This window comes from Rothia sp. HMSC062F03 (assembly GCF_001836905.1).
Taxonomy (GTDB): domain Bacteria; phylum Actinomycetota; class Actinomycetes; order Actinomycetales; family Micrococcaceae; genus Rothia; species Rothia mucilaginosa_A.
The window spans coordinates 149,083-165,551 of sequence record NZ_KV830885.1; the positions used below are offsets into that span (position 1 = coordinate 149,083).

At 63.2% G+C, this 16,469-nt stretch carries 15 protein-coding genes; 8 read left to right on the forward strand and 7 right to left on the reverse strand.

The window, feature by feature from the left end:
• Window positions 1-130 precede the first annotated feature (130 nt).
• Window positions 131-454, forward strand: coding sequence for a type II toxin-antitoxin system VapB family antitoxin (locus HMPREF2674_RS06190; RefSeq protein WP_070825129.1), 324 nt, complete (start codon window positions 131-133; stop codon window positions 452-454).
• Between the two features lie 112 nt (window positions 455-566).
• Here the strand turns inward: HMPREF2674_RS06190 and HMPREF2674_RS06195 are convergent, their stop codons facing one another.
• Complete coding sequence (locus HMPREF2674_RS06195; RefSeq protein WP_070825130.1) at window positions 567-1,262, reverse strand: TetR/AcrR family transcriptional regulator; 696 nt, start codon at window positions 1,260-1,262, stop codon at window positions 567-569.
• A 108-nt stretch (window positions 1,263-1,370) separates the two neighbouring features.
• Window positions 1,371-2,339: a hypothetical protein gene (locus HMPREF2674_RS06200; protein WP_070825131.1), complete on the reverse strand. Its 969-nt coding sequence runs from the start codon at window positions 2,337-2,339 to the stop codon at window positions 1,371-1,373.
• A gap of 281 nt (window positions 2,340-2,620) precedes the next feature.
• Here HMPREF2674_RS06200 and HMPREF2674_RS06205 point away from each other — a divergent pair, with 281 nt between their 5' ends.
• The 6 genes from HMPREF2674_RS06205 to HMPREF2674_RS06230 all read left to right on the forward strand — a co-directional run bounded on the left by HMPREF2674_RS06205 (window position 2,621) and on the right by HMPREF2674_RS06230 (window position 9,607).
• Window positions 2,621-3,349, forward strand: a complete 729-nt coding sequence (locus HMPREF2674_RS06205; protein WP_070825132.1) for a queuosine precursor transporter — start codon at window positions 2,621-2,623, stop codon at window positions 3,347-3,349.
• A gap of 111 nt (window positions 3,350-3,460) precedes the next feature.
• Window positions 3,461-4,918, forward strand: coding sequence for an amino acid permease (locus HMPREF2674_RS06210; RefSeq protein WP_070825133.1), 1,458 nt, complete (start codon window positions 3,461-3,463; stop codon window positions 4,916-4,918).
• Window positions 4,919-5,134: 216 nt separating this feature from the next.
• Window positions 5,135-6,640, forward strand: a complete 1,506-nt coding sequence (locus HMPREF2674_RS06215; protein WP_070825134.1) for an amino acid permease — start codon at window positions 5,135-5,137, stop codon at window positions 6,638-6,640.
• 322 nt (window positions 6,641-6,962) lie between these two features.
• The gene (locus HMPREF2674_RS06220; RefSeq protein ID WP_070825135.1) at window positions 6,963-7,487 is read left to right on the forward strand and encodes an acyl-CoA thioesterase; all 525 of its coding nucleotides are present in this window, start codon (window positions 6,963-6,965) and stop codon (window positions 7,485-7,487) included.
• 134 nt (window positions 7,488-7,621) lie between these two features.
• Complete coding sequence (locus HMPREF2674_RS06225) at window positions 7,622-8,755, forward strand: RodZ family helix-turn-helix domain-containing protein (RefSeq protein WP_070825136.1); 1,134 nt, start codon at window positions 7,622-7,624, stop codon at window positions 8,753-8,755.
• 165 nt (window positions 8,756-8,920) lie between these two features.
• Window positions 8,921-9,607: a hypothetical protein gene (locus tag HMPREF2674_RS06230; RefSeq protein ID WP_049342706.1), complete on the forward strand. Its 687-nt coding sequence runs from the start codon at window positions 8,921-8,923 to the stop codon at window positions 9,605-9,607.
• A 117-nt stretch (window positions 9,608-9,724) separates the two neighbouring features.
• Here HMPREF2674_RS06230 and HMPREF2674_RS06235 read toward each other — a convergent pair whose 3' ends face one another.
• The 5 genes from HMPREF2674_RS06235 to HMPREF2674_RS06255 all read right to left on the reverse strand — a co-directional run bounded on the left by HMPREF2674_RS06235 (window position 9,725) and on the right by HMPREF2674_RS06255 (window position 15,253).
• On the reverse strand, window positions 9,725-10,228 hold the full coding sequence (locus HMPREF2674_RS06235) for an SRPBCC family protein (protein WP_049347252.1): 504 nt from the start codon (window positions 10,226-10,228) through the stop codon (window positions 9,725-9,727).
• Between the two features lie 42 nt (window positions 10,229-10,270).
• Entirely contained in the window at window positions 10,271-11,581 is a 1,311-nt protein-coding gene (gene tgt, locus HMPREF2674_RS06240) for a tRNA guanosine(34) transglycosylase Tgt (RefSeq protein WP_070825137.1), read from the reverse strand.
• A gap of 123 nt (window positions 11,582-11,704) precedes the next feature.
• Window positions 11,705-12,643: a Dyp-type peroxidase gene (locus HMPREF2674_RS06245; protein ID WP_049342703.1), complete on the reverse strand. Its 939-nt coding sequence runs from the start codon at window positions 12,641-12,643 to the stop codon at window positions 11,705-11,707.
• A 64-nt stretch (window positions 12,644-12,707) separates the two neighbouring features.
• Window positions 12,708-13,973, reverse strand: coding sequence for a glycoside hydrolase family 76 protein (locus tag HMPREF2674_RS06250; protein WP_049347248.1), 1,266 nt, complete (start codon window positions 13,971-13,973; stop codon window positions 12,708-12,710).
• A gap of 86 nt (window positions 13,974-14,059) precedes the next feature.
• Complete coding sequence (locus HMPREF2674_RS06255; RefSeq protein WP_246826187.1) at window positions 14,060-15,253, reverse strand: pseudouridine synthase; 1,194 nt, start codon at window positions 15,251-15,253, stop codon at window positions 14,060-14,062.
• A gap of 382 nt (window positions 15,254-15,635) precedes the next feature.
• Between HMPREF2674_RS06255 and HMPREF2674_RS06260 the strand changes: the two genes are divergently transcribed.
• Entirely contained in the window at window positions 15,636-16,337 is a 702-nt protein-coding gene (locus HMPREF2674_RS06260; protein WP_246826188.1) for a TetR/AcrR family transcriptional regulator, read from the forward strand.
• Window positions 16,338-16,469: the final 132 nt, after the last annotated feature.

A 16,469-nucleotide genomic window follows, 5' to 3' on the forward strand; every position in this document is an offset into this window, starting at 1 on the left:
CATCCTCCGCCACCGATCCCCGGTCTTAGAATCTAAGACCGGGGATTTTTTATACCCCTTGCTACTATTTCTTCAGAACCCCACGGTTCCGGGCGCCGCCGAGGCGCCCCATACCTGAGAAAGCACCACCATGATTTTCAAAAAAGTAGGCGACAGCCGCCCCTACCCCCAGCACGGCATGACCCACGCCGACTGGGGCGGTATCGCGCCGCAGCAGGTGCGTCTCGACACCCTCATCACCACCCAGAAGACCCTCAACCTTGAAACGCTCCTGGCCGAGGACTCCACCTTTTACGGCGACCTCTTCCCGCACGTGGTCAAATGGGGCGGCGAACTCTACCTGGAGGACGGTGTGCACCGCGCACTGCGTAACGCCCTGCACCGCCGCGCCGTCATGTACGCGCGCGTACTGGACCTGGACTCCATCTCCCCGGCACTATTACCCGGTGCGTAAAAACCCATCCGAATACAGAAAAAGCCGCGGACCGATGCAAAGAAGCATCAGGTCCGCGGCATTTTTATTGACGTATAACTGCGCTACGTTCCGCTGATCAGGGGTGTCACGCTTAGGATGCGACCTTCAGGTTCGCCTCCTGCACCGGAGACTGCTCCGGCAGAGACTCCTCGGAGTCCAGGCGTACCGGGTTGCCCTCGGTATCGAAGCGGGCGCCCAGACCCATCTGAATAAAGCGAATCGTGTTGAGGATCTGGTGCTCTCGGGTCTGCTCGTCCGGCGCGTCCTCGGTGCGTCCCGCGCTCGAAGAAAGCGAGCCGTGCACCAGCATCGCCAGCTCGCGGATATCGTTCTGCGGAATGTACTTCTCGGCGATGGCCGCCGAAAGGATGTTCGCCAGGACCATCTGCAACTCCTGCACGTGCTTGCCGAGCTTCGCGTAGGACTCGGGGGAGAGCATGGAGCGCATGGCCGGGCCCGGGGGCAGGTGGCGGCGCGCCAGGTCGTTGATCTGCAGGCGGATGTACACGGCCAGTTGGTCGATGGGGTTCTCGATGCCCTCCAGACCTTCGCGTAGCTCCTTGAGGAAGCGTCCGGTCTCGTCCAGGGCGTAGGCGACCAGCAGTTCACCCATGTCGGCGAAGTAGTTGTACACGGCGGTGCGGCCGATGCCCGCGTTCTTGGCGACGTCGGTCATGGTCAGGCCGGGCAGGCCTCGGGTGTAAAGAATCTCGCCAAAGGAGTTAAGGATGGCGCGCTTGGTGTTCTCGCGCTGGGCGGCGTTGGTGGCTGCAGAAATACGTGGCATAGTGACACCTTACCGCAGAATGTCAGCAAATGACGAATATATCGAATGTGTCACCAAGAAATTTGCATAATCCATGCGAATTTTCGCGTTTATGACAAAAACAAGCCCCTACAGGAACCCCAAACGCGTCGCCGTCGCCAAATCCGCACCCACCAACGACGCAATCGGATACCCCATATGGCCACGCCCCGGAGTCACCTGCAGTAGCGTCCGCGCGCCGAGCGCCTCGTAGAAGGCGATACCCTCCTGCGCCGCAATACGCGCCGACCAGCTACCCTCAGTGCTCGTCGCCATGCGCCGCCGAGCCGACGGGGAACGCCCATCCAAAACACCCACGTGCCAGCTCATCAGCAGATGCGCATGCGAAGACGGGCTCAACGCCGCCCGCTCACGCACCCGCGCAGGTATGCCGTCAGCGCCGCCTCCACCAATGAAGGTGGCACCGCCACCGTGAAGCCAGTCAATATCGTGCGACAGCAGCTCATAGCTGAGGAACTCCGCACCACCCGAATAGCCCGCAAGCCAGACGCGGCTCATATCCACCCCGTACGCCAAGGAAATCTCCTCAATCAGGGCGCGAACCATCCTGCCGTTTGAGCGGGCACGAACCCACCAGTTATAGGTCAGCGGAGGCGCATAAGAATCGGTGTCGGTAAGGCGCGGCTCCCGCAGACTACCCGGCGACAGCACCGGCACCGACAGCATATTGAAATCTTCGGCAATGCGCGCCAGTTCGGCGCGCAACGGGGAGGTGCGGCGAAGCAGGCGGCTTCCGGCGCGTGAGATATGGTCGCCGTCGAAGTAGAGGAGCAGCCCGGGCGCCCGGCCGGTAGCGGGGGTGCTGAGCAGGTTGAGGTTATCCACGCGGTAGTAGATAGTGCGCCCTCGGTGCGAGAACGGGCGGTAACCCACAATCTCCGAAGAGGCGAGTACGAGCGGCTCAAATACCGTGGCGGCCGCTCGAATCAGGCGCGCCGCGCGGGGGAGGAGCGGATGCAACCGCGGAATGTGCGCGCTGAGCCGCCGCTGGTTGCGGTGGATCAGCGGACGACGCAGGCGGTGGCTCAACCTCTTCATGGCTCCATTGTAGGCAGAGCCTCGAGGCCGGACGCCACCTCTCGCCGCGGGCCGAGACGCCCCGGAGGCGCATGGCGCGGCTGCGCCCGAGCGTCCGAACTTTAGCGCGGGCGGCCCCCAACCTGCCCGGCGCACGGTATATGGGTACTATTAGAGAGGCTCGGGTGGCAGACGAGCCCACCGAACGCGGTCCACGTGCCGCATTTGAAGTTTACGGTGGTCAACCCACCACACAACCACCACTAGAAACACAACGCATGAGAAAGAACCTGGGGAGAGTTATGGCTAAACCCGTTAGCGAGTCGAAGGCTCAGACGAGCACCGTGAAGGTGCCGTGGGCCGGTCGTCGCGGCTACTTTGATCTGTTGCTGGCTGCATCCTGCGTCATCCTGATTATCTCGAATATTGGCGCAACCAAGGGCGTGGAGTTCGGCCCGCTGCCCTTCGATCTGCCTGTCATCGGTAACACCATCGTGACCGACGGCGGTTTCTTCCTCTTCCCCCTGGCCTACGTGATTGGCGACCTGCTCTCCGAGGTGTACGGCTTCAAGCGCGCTCGCCGCGCCATCGTGGCTTCCTTCGTGGCAGCCGCCTTTGCCGCCGTGTGCTTCCTAGTCATCATGTACCTGCCGGCCGCGGGATTCTACGAGAACCAGAAGTCCTTTGAGGCGGTGCTGGGCCCCGTATGGCAGATTTACGCCGGCTCTCTGCTCGGCTACCTGTGCGGTCAGACCCTGAACGCCTGGGTGATGGTGTCCATGAAGAAGGCTACCAAGGGCCGTTTCCTGTGGCTGCGCATGATTGTCTCCACCCTGGTCGGAGAGCTGGTTGACACCTTGATTTTCTGCTCGATTGCGGCTCCGGTGCTCGGCATCGAGACCCCCGAGGCTTTCCTGAACTATGTGCTGGTCGGCTACGTCTACAAGTGCCTGGTTGAGGTTATCCTCATGCCCATTAGCTACCCGGTCATCGGCTGGTTTAAGCGTCACGAGCTGGAGTACGTGGCCTAGCCCCGACACCGGACTGACGCACGGGGCCGCTCGATTGTTTTGTTCGGGCGGCCTTCCTCTATTCACACTTCATTTTTCGATACACAGCATTCCTAACGAAAGCGACACGTTATGTCTACACTGCGGGAGAATACCTCTGAGCAGTCGAAGGGCGACTCCCTGAGTCGTTCCCTGTCCCACGGTCAGCTGACCATGATTGCGATGGGCTTGGCGCTGGGTACGGGTCTGTTCCTGGGCTCATCCTCCGCGATTAAGATTGCGGGCCCGGGCGCTATTGTCTCCTACGCGATTGGTTCGATGATTGCGGCGATTATCGCCGCCTGCGCGGGCGAGATGTCCGTGCGCCACCCGGTTCAGGGCGGCTTCGGAACGATTGCGAGCCGCTACCTGAACCCCTTTAGCGGCTACATCACCCGCTGGGCCTACTGGGCCTGCACCGTGCCGCTGGCCGGTGCCGAGCTGGTGGCCGTGGGTCATTACGTGGCGTTCTGGTTCCCTCAGATTCCCCTGTGGGCTTCGGTGACGTTCTTCGGTGTGCTGATTTTGGTGCTGAACCTGGTGAGCGTGAAGTCCTTCGGCGCGTTGGAGTTCCTGCTCTCCTCGATTAAGGTATCTGCGGTCATCGTGTTCATGGTGATTGGCCTGCTGCTGGTGTTCGTGGGTCTGCCGAACCACGGCGCTGCGGGCGTGCAGAACCTTGTCAACGACGGCGGTTTCCTGCCGAACGGCCCCATGTCGATTTGGATTTCGATGGCCGTGGTCATGTTCTCCTTCGGCGGTGTCGAGATGATTTCGCTCTCCGCCGCGGAGGCGAAGGACCCCGCCCGCTCGGTGGCCTCCAGCGTGAAGGCGATGATTTGGCGTCTGTCCACCTTCTACGTGGTGTCCATGGCGATTATTCTGTGCCTGGTGCCGTGGCAGACGGCGGCGCAGAACTCTGACCTGACCGAGTCCCCCTTCGTGATGGTCTTCTCCGAGATGGGTATTCCCTTCGCGGCCGACATCATGAACTTTGTGGTGCTGGTGGCGGCCCTGTCGGGTGCGAACGCCTCGCTGTACGCGGCAACCCGTCTGATGCACGCCCTGGGTGCCGATAAGATGGCCCCCGCGGTTGCGGCCCGCACAACCTCTCGCGGCGTGCCGATGGTTGCCCTGCTGATTTCCTTCACCGGCGTTGTCGTGGCGACCGTGATGGCCGTGGCCAAGATCGGTAACATCTTTGCCCTGCTGATGGCCCTGGTGACCCTGTGCATACTGATTGTGTGGATTATGATTCTGCTGACCTACCAGGCCTACAAGAAGGACCAGGGGGATGCCTCCTCCTTCACGGTGCTGGGCGGCCGCTTGACGGCAGGGCTGGCCCTGGTGGGCGTGCTGGGCACCCTGGTGGCCCTGTTCATGCTGGACGGCTCGGGCGTGCAGGAATCCATCATGGTGGGCGTGGTCTTCTTCGTGCTGATTTCTATCGGCTACGCGATTGCCTCGCGCCGCCTGGGCGGGTTCAAGCGCCCCGACCTGGATGCAATGCACGAGGCCGAGGAGCTACAGGCTCGAGCCACCGAGTCTTAGTCTCAAGTTGAGGTTATAGAATGGGGCGCCGCGGGCAAGAGCCGCGGCACCCCGTCGCATCCGGTAGCTCCCGCCTCTGCCGCAGGACGTGCGAACCGGCACCCGTACAATGGAATTATTCGCGCCCGCGACCCAGCGGTTTTGACCCCTCGGTTTCTGCAGCGCGAGCACACAGCACACATCACGCCCTCGGGCGTACTAAAGGAAGGCACAGCCGTGTCCCACAATGACAGCGCCCGCGGCCCCGTCGCCGCGGGAACCGCCGAGCCTCGAACCCTTAAGCGTTCCCTGTCCCACGGGCAGATGACCATGATCGTGATGGGTTCGGCTCTCGGCACCGGCCTTTTCCTGGGGTCGGGCACCGCGATTGCCATGGCCGGCCCCGCGGTTATTCTGACCTACGCCATCGGTTCGGCGCTCGCTTCGGTGATTGGCGCGGCGACCGGTGAAATGGCGATTCGCTACCCGGTGCGTGGCGGCTTCGGCACGATCGCGACCCGTTACCTGGGGCCCTTCGCGGGATTCCTGACGCGCATCGCCTACTGGACGGCGACGGTGCTGATTGCCGGCGTGGAGCTCGTGTCGGTGGCGACCTACCTGAGTTATTGGTGGCCGCAGCTGCCGCTGTGGGTGGGCATCGCGGCATTCGGCGCGGCGCTGATTGTGCTGAACCTGACGAGCGTGAAGTCCTTCGGCATGCTGGAGTTCTTCCTCTCCTCGATCAAGGTCATTTCGATTGTGGCCTTCCTGCTGGTGGGCCTGTGCCTGATTTTCTTTGGCCTGCCCGGCCACGCCGCGGTGGGTACCGCAAACCTCTTCAATGACGGCGGTTTCATGCCTAACGGCCCGGAGTCGGTGTGGCTGTCGCTGGCCGTGGTGATGTTCTCCTTCGGTGGTATTGAGATGATCTCGATCTCTGCTGCGGAGGCGAAAGATCCCTCCCGTTCGGTGCGTTCCTCGGCGAAGGCGATGATGATTCGCCTGGCGACCTTCTACGTGCTGGCTGTGCTGATTGTGGTGGCCGTTATTCCGTGGCGTTCGGCATCGGGTCTGGGCGACGCTGTGGATGCTTCCCCGTTCGTTCTGGTCTTTGAGCAGCTGGGCGTGCATGGCGTGGCGCACTTCGTGAACTTTGTGGTTCTGATTGCGGCCCTGTCGAGCGCGAACGCGAACCTGTACGCCGGCGCGCGTCTGCTGCACTCCCTGGCGGTTGACGGTATGGCTCCTCGACCGCTGGCCGGGGTGAACCGCGCGGGCGTGCCTGCGCGTGCCGTGTGGCTGTCGACCAGCGGCATGGTGATTGCTATTCTGCTGGCGCTGTACAGCCCCAAGGAGGCGTTCCTCTCCATGATTTTTGTGATTATGGTGTGCGCGCTGACCGTGTGGGTTCTGATTCTTTTCGCCTACATCGTGTACAAGCGCGTTGAGCCCGCCGCGCACGGGTTCCGCCTGTGGGGTGGACGCTTCACCGCTGGCGTGGGCATTGTTCTGCTTTTCGCGGTGTGGGTGGCGCTCTTTAGGGTGCGCGGATCCGCGATTCCCTCCGTGGTGGGCGTGGGCTACTTCGTGGTGCTGAGCGTGCTGTACTTCGCTCGTATCCGTCACAGCCACACGATTGACGACCAGACGTTTGCGGAGGCGCAGCGGGCGACGGAGGGCTACGACGCGGCGCAGCACGACGCCGACCACGCCCTCGAGACCGCGGCAAAGCTGGGCCGCTAATCCCTCTCGCGGTTCTCTCGCGGCGCGAACGTCAAGAAACGAAAAATACGGAAGATTAAGGCTTCTGCCGTAATATAACCGTAAAAATAACGCAGGCCCTCAAAAGAGGTCTATTATAAATAGTGAACCGTATGATCTTGTATGCGTTCAAATGTCTGTGTGTTGGATGAGGCCTGAAAGCATCGTAGCTTTCGGGCCTCATCGTTTTAATTCGAGCCAATATTTTTAGTAGTGAAATTTCCGAAGAACATAGATTTTAATGTAAATATGTGTTTATGTGTGAATTTTCCGGAGTATTTCCGAAAGGAGTAGAGTTAAAGCCATGCGAAGCCACGAAAACCCTCAGAAAACCACTTCTGCGGCCGGCGCCTCCGCCGCCACGACCGCGGCCGATGAGCTGACCGTGTACGTCCCCGCCCGCTGGGGCGACATGGACGCCTACGGACACGTCAACAACGTTGCCATGCTCTCGATTATGGAGGAGGCCCGCGTGGCCCTCTTCGGCCCGCCGCCCTCCTCGGGACAGAAACCGACCGTGGCACCCAACCCGCCCATCCCGCTCTTCGACCTGGTGTCCGAGGGTGTTCAGGCCCTCATCGCCGAGCACGGCATCCGCTACCTCGCGCAGCTGCCCTACACCGGTGAGCCCGTGCCCGTACGTGCACGCGTGGAAAAGGTGAGCGCCGCATCCGTGCGTATCGGCTACTCGATTCTCTCCCCGGTGGATCAGCGCGAGTGCGTGCGCGCCTTCACCGTGCTGGCCTTCTGGGACTCCGTGGCGGGGCGATTGACTCGACTCAGCCCCGAGCAGCGAGAACTGCTGAGCTCCTTCCTGCCGAAGGAATAAACGCGGGAGGGTACGGGCCTGCGCAGCCCGGATGGCTTGCGCGCAGGCCCGTATTCAGGCGGTGTTCACGGGAAACGCGTATGCTTAAGGTACCTTCTGCAAAGGGTGCAAAAGGTACAGCCCAGGAGAGAACAATGTCGTTTCACCACACTCAGGTAGCCCCCGCAGGCTGGGGTCGCCGCACCGTGCGCGCCACCGGATGCGCCGCCGCCCTGCTCCTCGCCCTGACCGGATGCTTCGGCGGTTCCCAGAGCACCGCCGAGTCCTCCCCGAACCCCACCGCCACGGCCTCACCCACCCGCCACCCGCTACCTTCCTCCACGGCCACGCCGGCTCCGAACACGCCAACACCGAGCGCAACGACCGGGCCGACCGTCACCGAGACTCAGGCGCCCGCTCCCGCAGAGAGCGCTGAGGCGAAGGCATCCGAATCCTCCGCACCTGCTGAGGCGAAGGAAACCCCCACCGCGGTAACGACTCCCACCGGTGACACTCCTCGCGCGCCCGAGAAAGTGGAGGCCGAACGCGCCTCCGCCGGTGAGCGCTGCGGGCACATTGGCCGCAAGGGCTACCTGAAGACCGGCGCGGAAATCATGGTGCTGCGCGGCACCGTGGACTGCGCCCACGCCCTGGACGTGCTGACCGAATACGTCACCACCCCGCGGGCTGACGACAACCTGACTCAGAACCAGATCGCGAAGGTCCAGGACGCCACCTGCTACTGGAACCCGCAGTACGAGATGGTCGAAAACCGCCGCGAGGATCGCGGCGCCCCCGAGTGCACCATCGGCGAGGACACCGCCTTCGTGGCTCGCCTGCAGAACCCGGATGCCCCCGAGATCCCGTTCCTCATGGAGCCTGCCCGCTACGATTCCGGTGCCGGCTACTACCGCTTCAAGAGCTACGACGAGCGCACCGTCTGCGAGCTGAACCCCGCCGAGTCCACCCTGGCCTGCGAGCGTCGTCTGGGCGGCCAGCTCACCGACGGTAACGGCGCGGTGGGCCGCACCTTCTCGGCACCGGTGCGCATCACCCGCATGAACTTTGCCACGGGAGCCTACGACGAGCGCGTGGAGGACGTCGCCCCCGCGACCCTGCACGCCGAGAGCACGACCGCGAACACGCTCATGCTGCGACCGAATAACGTGACGGTGTTCCCCACCGATTCCGGCAAGCAGATTACCTGCTACGGTGAGCCGGAGGAGGGCGTGATGACCTGCCACGACGGCGGAACCTACTCGGTGCCCATTGGCGGCGGCCAGTTCTAGGTCGGAGTGAGATCCCGGGCGTGACGAATCGCGGAGGGGGCTCCCCGCAATGACGGGGAGCCCCCTCCGCCCATACATAGCTTGTGGAAGTGCGGCATAGCCCCCGCATAGGCGGCGTTCTAGAATGGTTAAGGAACCCGGAACCAAAGACGCAGAAAGGTCACCATGCAACCGGCACAGACCCCTCACCCGCACCGCCGGACGAAACGCTACGCCCCCGCAGCCCTTGGCGCGACGCTCCTGCTCGCCCTCGCGGCCTGCTCCGGAGGCGGCGGAACCTCGGCCTCGCCGAGCACCACCGCGACCCCCAGCCCCAGCGCGACGAGCGCGAAGGCAACTCCCACCCCCAGCCCCACTCGCACCGTGACCGTCACAGAAACCACCCCGACCCCCGGAACGGTGCAGACCGCGACCGCGGAGGCGACCGTCACCCCGGGCACCATCACGACCGCAAGCGCTACGGCTACCGCGAGCGCGCAGACCGGCGGTCAGGCTCAGGCTTCTTCGACGGCCCGAGCTTCTTCGGCCCCCTCGAGCACCGCCTCGCTCTCTTCCTCCGAGGTGAAGTCCGCGGGAGGCACCTGTGGCACCCTGGAGGCCACCGGATACCTGAAGCACGACGCCACGGTTCAGGTGGCTTCCGGTGCGGTGGATTGCCTGTTTGCGCGTGAGTTGATTCGCCAGTTTGTGGTGCAGAACCCAGCCGAGGTGACCGATAAGGCGAATGGTGAGCGTACCGTCATGTCGGCACGCTGCTACTGGAAGCCGGGCGACGGCGTGGACCGCGCGACCCCCGAGTGCGTGTCCCTGGACGGCGGTAACACCGTCATCACCGCGAAGCTGACCAACTAGCCGGCATCTCAAAGCCCGCGCGATTCAAGAGACGGACCCTACAACACGAGCGCCGCGCTGACGATTCAATCGTCAGCGCGGCGCTCATGTTATTTCGAGAAGCCCGTGCGGTGGGGTCTACGCCTCGCCGCGGGTGGCGAGCACGTCGTCCAGGCGGGCGAAGGTCGAACGCCAGGTGGTGCGCACCTCCTCGTGGACCGAGGGAGGCATGGGGCCGATCTCCACGACGATACGGGTTCCGGACCCCACGCCGTCGGCGGTAATCACGGTCTCGGGGAAGAAACGGTGACGCTGGTAGACCAGCACGCTGCCGGGGTTGCCCAGGTGATCGGGCAGCTGCTCGGCGTACTCAATCTCCTTGAAGGGCTCGATGGTCAGAAAGCGGCTCTGCAGGATGCAAGACACCGAGGGGTCCACCTCGTTGATCATGGACAGGCGCTGCATGCCGCCCACCACGGGTTCAAGCACCACGTCGGTGGGGCGCACGTGCCAGCCGGCCGGGCCGTACCAGCGGACCAGCAGCTCGGGGTCCATGTACGCGCCGAAGACGTCTTCGATGGGTGCGGCAATCTCGTGGTCGAAGACGAGGAGCTCCTCGTCGGGGACGTGGGTGATGCTCATGGGTTTCTCCTGATGAGGTCGTGGGCTGTGCGGTCGGCGGGCTTAGGGCTTCTTACCGGAGTAGTAGTTACCGAGGAATTCGTCGCGGTACTCGAAGTAGGTGCCGTCCTTGATGGCTTCGCGGGCGTCGTCCACCATGCGCACGATGAAGCGCTCATTGTGGATGGAGGCGAGGGTCGCCGCCAGGCGCTCGTCGGCCTTGAAGAGGTGACGCAGGTAGGCGCGGGTGTAGTGGGTGCAGGTGTAGCAGTCGCAGCCCTCGTAGATGGGCGAGAAGTCCGCCTTGAAGCGCGCGTTGGTGATGTTGTAGCGGCCGGTGGGGGAGTAGACGGCGGCGTTGCGTGCCACGCGGGTGGGGGAGACGCAGTCGAAGGTGTCTACACCGTTTTCGATGCCGACGAAGATGTCGTCGGGTTCGGAGATGCCGAGCAGGTGGCGGGGCTTGGATTCGGGCAGCTCTTCGGCGCACCAGCGCACGATGGTGCCGAGGTTTTCCTTCTCGAGCGCACCACCGATGCCGAAGCCGTCGAAGGGCATGGAGCCCAGATCCTGGCATGCCTTGCGGCGCAGGTCCTCGTACTGTGCACCCTGAATGACGCCGAACAGCGCCTGGTAAGGCTTGCCCACGCGCTCAGTGGTCAGGCGCTGGTGCTCGGCGATGCAACGCAGCGCCCACAGGCGGGTGCGTTCGAGCGCCTCCTCCTGGTAGCCGCGGGAGTTGTAGAGGGTGGTCAGCTCGTCGAAGGCGAACATGATGTCGGCACCGATCTGGTGCTGAACCTGCATGGACACCTCGGGGGTGAAGCGGTGAATCGAGCCGTCAATATGCGACTTGAAGTTCACGCCGTCGTCGTCAATGTGGGCGAGGCGTTCCTTACCCTTCGCCACGTCGTCGTCACCGAGGGGGCGGCCGTCGGCGCCCTTAGCGCCCGCGACGGTACCCATGTCGATCACCTTCTTGAAGCCGGAGCCCAGGCTCATGACCTGGAAGCCGCCGGAGTCGGTGAAGGTGGGGCCGTCCCAGTTCATGAACGCACCCAGGCCGCCTGCCGCGTCGAGGATTTCGGGGCCGGGCTGCAGGTACAGGTGGTAGGCGTTGGAGAGCAGAGCTTGAGCGCCGAGCTCCTTCATGGATTCGGGTAGGACCGCCTTGACGGTTGCCTTGGTGCCCACGGGGGTGAAGGCGGGGGTCTGGATCTGTCCGTGCGGGGTGGTGATAACACCGGTGCGTCCGCGGAACTGTCCGCCGTTGGCTTCTACACGTTCAGCGCTGGGGGAGGCGGTGTCCGCCAGGCGGCTGGTGATGGTGAAGCCAAAGTCCTCGGTGGGGAAAGAGTTATCTAGAACGCTCATTCTTCTCTCGATTGTTTGCTTTCCGTCTGAATGTCTACACCCTAGCCTACCGGAAAACCCCGCCTCTCTTGCCGGAGGCGGGGTTCGCAAGAAGCTAGCCGGGCGCAGCGGGTTTAGCTCGCCTTAGCCGGCGAAGTCGCCGAGCATATCCACGGTCGGCACGAAGAAGAGGGTGCCGGTCACCGCGGTGCTGAAATCCAGCAGGCGGTCGTAGTTGGCGCCATCCACGCCGGTGAACATGTTCATGAGCATCTTCCGGACGGTCGAGAAGGTGCTGGCATAGCAGATGAAGTAGGTGCCCAGCTCGTTGTTACCCACGGTGCCGAAGGGCATGTTGTCGCGAATAACCTTGAAGTCGTCACCGATATTGGCGATGGCGGAGTGCGAGTTGGTGGGCTTCTCGTCCTCGCTCATCTCGATGTCGTCGTGCTTGGAACGGCCAATGACCTTCTCCTGCTCGGAGACAGGCAGGGCGTTCCACGCGGTCATGTCGTGAATGTACTTCTGTACGAACTGGTAGCTACCGCCCCTGTACATGGGGTCGCTGTCACCGATGACGCCGAAGTATTCGCGTGCCGCGGGAGTCTGCGGGTTCTCGGTGCCGTCCACGAAACCGATGATGGCGCGGCCGTCCCAGTAGCGGAAGCCGTGTACCTCATCCAGCACCTCAGCAATATCGCGCAGAGCCGCGGTAATAGCGGACGCCATATCGTAGGCGACCGAAGGCTGAGTCGCACGGATGTGGAAGTGCAGATCGCCGGGAGTGGACACCGCGGTGTGCTTGGGGCCCCTAATCTCCTCGAATTCCACAAGCTCCTGCGGCAGCGGCTTGGGCAGATCCAGAGTCAGCCACGCACAGTGGCTGATACCCAGCACAATGCTGGCGTTCTCGGACGAGTAGCGGTTTGCGGCGGTGTGGTTGAGGTTAATGACGAGCCCGCATAGGTTCTGGAACCCCTCAATGAGCGCATCCTGGCTGATGCCTTCCTTGAACTTCCACACCATGAAAATGGTGTTAGCGTTCGGGCTGGCGGTTACCTGTTGTGATTCTGGTGCTAGCATACCCTCACCCTACAGCGCAAGGGGTGGGCCCGCAATGAACCCACCCCTAACATACGCCCGGGTTTTAGTAGCCGCGGTGCGAAGCGATATCGCGAGCATGGGCCAGGCGCGCGGCGGTCTCGAGAATAATCCAGGCCTGCAGCTGCGTGGAGAACTCTACGGGCACGCCGGGCTTGAGCGCCTCGCTCGTGGCCTGCGTGAAGCGCGGGGAGAACTGCACGAGCGCCCGACCGCGAATCTCGTTGGGATCGATACCCAGCTCGTTCATCGGCAGGTTCGGGTCGAATTCGCGGCGGCCCTCCCACAGGGCACGGGCGGTCGAGTAGATAAGGCTGGAGGCCAGGGCGCGGGCCTCGTCGCTCAGCAGGGGCGAGGATGCCGCCATGCCCAGGTAGCGCACCAGGATACCGGTGAAGAGGCCGCCATCGCCGTCGCCGTGCGAGATGAGGACGCGGCGGCGCGCTCCGGAGACAAATTCGATCTCCTCGGTCATGTGCTTCACGATGCCCACAATAAGGCGCTCCGCACGCTCGATGGGGTCCACCTCGCAGGGCACGCCGGAGGCCGCCAGGGTCAGCAGGGCACCCAGTGCGGTGCCCTGGTTGTAGGTGTACTCGCCGCGTTCGAGCTCGTACTCCTCGCCGCGAACGTTCACGCCGTCCATATAGAGCGAACGTTCTGCGTCCCAGAGGGTTGCGTTCATCCAGTCAATGAGGGCGGCGGCGGTGTGCGGGTCACCCGCGCGAGCGTATGCGATAGCTGCCGGTGCGGTGGCCGCGGCGTTCACGAAGTCGCGCTTGGACTTGCGCCAGCTCATGCCTCCGCCGGGCGCGAAGCCCTTGGCGAGCTGCTCGAAGAGGGCGGCTCCGGCGTCCTGCGCGGCCACGTCGTTTGCGCCGGTCAGCTCAATCGAGAAGGAGTTCATGCGGCCCACCGCGAGGGTCAGCCAGGCCATGTCGTCAAAGTAGTCGTTGGCGTAGCGGCCAAGGTTGCGCACGTTGATGCCGCGCAGCAGCGAGCGGGCGCGGTGCAGCTGCTCCTGAGCCTCGGTGATGCGACCCTCGCGTAGGTGGCGCTGGCCGGCGTCGATGATGCACTCGAGCAGGTGGGCCTGCCACCAGTAGTGCCACGTGTTGAGGCGCTGGCTCAGCGGGCGGGGGTCGGGTACCTGAATGGATCCGATGAGCGCTCCGGGCACGCCGAGGATGCGGTGCACGAAGGTGTCGGTGACGCTGACGGCTGCGGCCTCGGCGTGGGAGGAGGTGCGTTCCGCGTACTCGCTCATAGATGCCGGGGAGTGCGCGGTGTGGGAAGACGGCTGGGAATTCACGGTGCCCTCTATATGTGTACGGTGAAGTCTTACTTCTGCATTATCGCATTTTTTGGTGCCGGGTCATCACCGGTCCCTCCGGGGGTTCAGCTTGCCTCCCACACCGCGCTGTTCTTGCTCTCCCATGCACTTAATGTGCGACTGCTACGCAGGCTGATGGGCTCGCCGGTGATGGGATGTTCGAAGCTCAAAGTGTAGGCCAGCAGTTGTAGCGGGTGCTCGGAGCGGTCGGGTCCGTCGGGGAGCACACGCGGGTAGAGTACGTCCCCAAGAATCGGGGCGCCCAGCAGGTTCAGGTGCGCGCGCAGCTGATGGGTCTTACCGGTGTGCGGGGCGAGGTCGTAGAGGCCCCACGGGCGACCGGGTTCGACGCCCCAGGCCTCGGCCTCGGCCGGGTTGGGGGTGAAGGTTTCCAGGATGCGCGCGGTGGTGAGGGTGTTCGGCTCCACGCCCCGCGCCACGTACTCTGTCTCAGAGAGCTGCCGGACCTGCAACACGTCGCGCACCTTCTGAATGTGTGAGCGCACCCGCAGCCCCTCCGCGCTCAGGGCTTGTTCGGCGGCGGTGGGGTCGGCGGGCACCGGGGCCACGGCGCGGTAGGTTTTCGATACCAGGCGGTGCTGGAACATCATCTGGAAGGGGCGGCGCGCCTGAACGGTTTTGGCGAAGAGTAACACCCCGGCGGTGGGGCGGTCGAGTCGGTGAATTGGGATGAGCAGCGGGTTGCCCTCGCGCACGCGTAGCTTGGTCAGTGCGGTCTGCGCGATATAGGAACCGCGCGGGGTGGTGGGCAGAAAGTGGGGTTTGTCGATGGCCAGCACGTGCTCGTCCTCGTAGAGTACCGGCATGTCGGAGGGGAGTTCGGGCTCATCGGCGAGCTCGCGGAAGTACCAGATGCGCTCGCCGGGCGCGTAGGGGCTGAAGGTGGTCAGCACCGTGCCGTCATCCAGGCGCACCTCGCCGGTTTCGAAGCGGGAGTGAATAATCTGCGGGTCGTTCGGGTAGAAGCGCGCGATGAGGTAGTCGGCAATCGTGGCGGGGGCGCGTCCGCCGGGGGCGAGTGCCTCCGGGAGCTCCTCGGGGTGGGGGAGCACGAGCTGGATGGGGTCGATGCCGTTCTTCTGCGCCAGCGGAGGGGCCAGCAGGCGGCGATGCGTGCGGCGGGTGGGCTTGGCGTGCTGCGCGGAGGTTTTCTGCACGGAGGCGCTCCGGGTGGAGGTGCTCAGTTCCGGGGTGTTACGGGCCATCGGCGTGTCGCGGTGGGAATCGTGGGTGGGCATGGCTCTACTGTACCGGTTGGCGCGGCGGCCTAGAGGAATCGCAGATTTATCTGACACTCATCTGCGCTTGTGGGAATATGTGGGGATAAAAACGAAATACTCACACATTTTTGAAAATATTCGGGATTTAATTTAAAAAAATAAAGCTAGTTTTACAAAAACAAATGAATATATACGTTATTTTCGAAAACCCTGTAAAACCATCAGTAATAAATACTTCATTTAGAGTATGTAGCCCATTGCAGATTAAAAGATGTGAAGCCTATAGAGACCTGGTAGGCTGAATAGCCTACGTCATAAATACTTTTAAAAAGGCTGAGAAGCGCATTAAAGCGTTACGATTAAGACACAGAAGTTCGAAAAATCGAACGAAGGGGTCGAAATGGGACAGAAACAGCGTAAGGAAGCTGAGATTAAAGGAACTCCCCCGGTTGCACCGGTACAATCTGACACTTCACACGCACCTCAAGGCACAGTCGCCGAGGCTAAAGTTTCTGCGCCGTCCACCGAACAGGGCGCAGAACACCGCACCGCGGGTGCGTTGCGAATGGAACCGCACGAGCGTGAAGAGCAGATTCTTCAGGTGGCTTCGGAACACTTTGCGCGCAAGGGCGTGCTCGGCGCATCCATGAGCGCCATCGCTCGCGATGCGGGCATCACCCGCGCGCTGCTCTACCACTACTTCCCCGGCAAGGACTCGCTCGCCGCGGCGGTCACCCGCCGCGAAGCTAAGGCGGTTCTCGAGGCGTTGGGCGAGCATAACGAGAACCCCGAAGAGGCCCTGCGCAACGCACTGCGCACGTACTTCCTCGTGGTGGCGGGCGTCCCCACCCCCGGCGGCGAGGACTTCCCCAATAACCCCACGGACTACCTCGAATGGATGCTCAAGCGTACCGGCATGCCGATTAACGACCGCACCCGCGTCATTCTCGGCGGCTGGTTGCAGCTCGTGGATTACTTCGCCCTGCACGTGGTGCAGCTCAACCCCCGAGACCAGCGCACCGTGCGCACCCGCGGTCTGGGGCTGGAAGAAGCCATTGACCTGTGCCTGGGTGCCGTCGATACCCTCACCGGAGGCTACTAGCCTCACGGTCCGCAAACTTCCCTCTCCGATGTTTGGTTGCAGGATTCGACGACAATGGGGCCGCGGATCCCCGGACGGATATTCCTCCGCCGGGCCCCCGGGCTCGAGCTGGTGGGCCGAGGTATCGCGCCA

Coding starts and splice junctions, on each gene's coding strand:
- HMPREF2674_RS06190 (WP_070825129.1), top strand. CDS start 131: ATGATTTTCAAAAAAGTAGGCGACAGCCGCCCCTACCCCCAGCACGGC.
- HMPREF2674_RS06195 (WP_070825130.1), bottom strand. CDS start 1,262: ATGCCACGTATTTCTGCAGCCACCAACGCCGCCCAGCGCGAGAACACC.
- HMPREF2674_RS06200 (WP_070825131.1), bottom strand. CDS start 2,339: ATGAAGAGGTTGAGCCACCGCCTGCGTCGTCCGCTGATCCACCGCAAC.
- HMPREF2674_RS06205 (WP_070825132.1), top strand. CDS start 2,621: ATGGCTAAACCCGTTAGCGAGTCGAAGGCTCAGACGAGCACCGTGAAG.
- HMPREF2674_RS06210 (WP_070825133.1), top strand. CDS start 3,461: ATGTCTACACTGCGGGAGAATACCTCTGAGCAGTCGAAGGGCGACTCC.
- HMPREF2674_RS06220 (WP_070825135.1), top strand. CDS start 6,963: ATGCGAAGCCACGAAAACCCTCAGAAAACCACTTCTGCGGCCGGCGCC.
- HMPREF2674_RS06225 (WP_070825136.1), top strand. CDS start 7,622: ATGTCGTTTCACCACACTCAGGTAGCCCCCGCAGGCTGGGGTCGCCGC.
- HMPREF2674_RS06230 (WP_049342706.1), top strand. CDS start 8,921: ATGCAACCGGCACAGACCCCTCACCCGCACCGCCGGACGAAACGCTAC.
- HMPREF2674_RS06235 (WP_049347252.1), bottom strand. CDS start 10,228: ATGAGCATCACCCACGTCCCCGACGAGGAGCTCCTCGTCTTCGACCAC.
- tgt (WP_070825137.1), bottom strand. CDS start 11,581: ATGAGCGTTCTAGATAACTCTTTCCCCACCGAGGACTTTGGCTTCACC.
- HMPREF2674_RS06245 (WP_049342703.1), bottom strand. CDS start 12,643: ATGCTAGCACCAGAATCACAACAGGTAACCGCCAGCCCGAACGCTAAC.
- HMPREF2674_RS06255 (WP_246826187.1), bottom strand. CDS start 15,253: ATGCCCACCCACGATTCCCACCGCGACACGCCGATGGCCCGTAACACC.
- HMPREF2674_RS06260 (WP_246826188.1), top strand. CDS start 15,636: ATGGGACAGAAACAGCGTAAGGAAGCTGAGATTAAAGGAACTCCCCCG.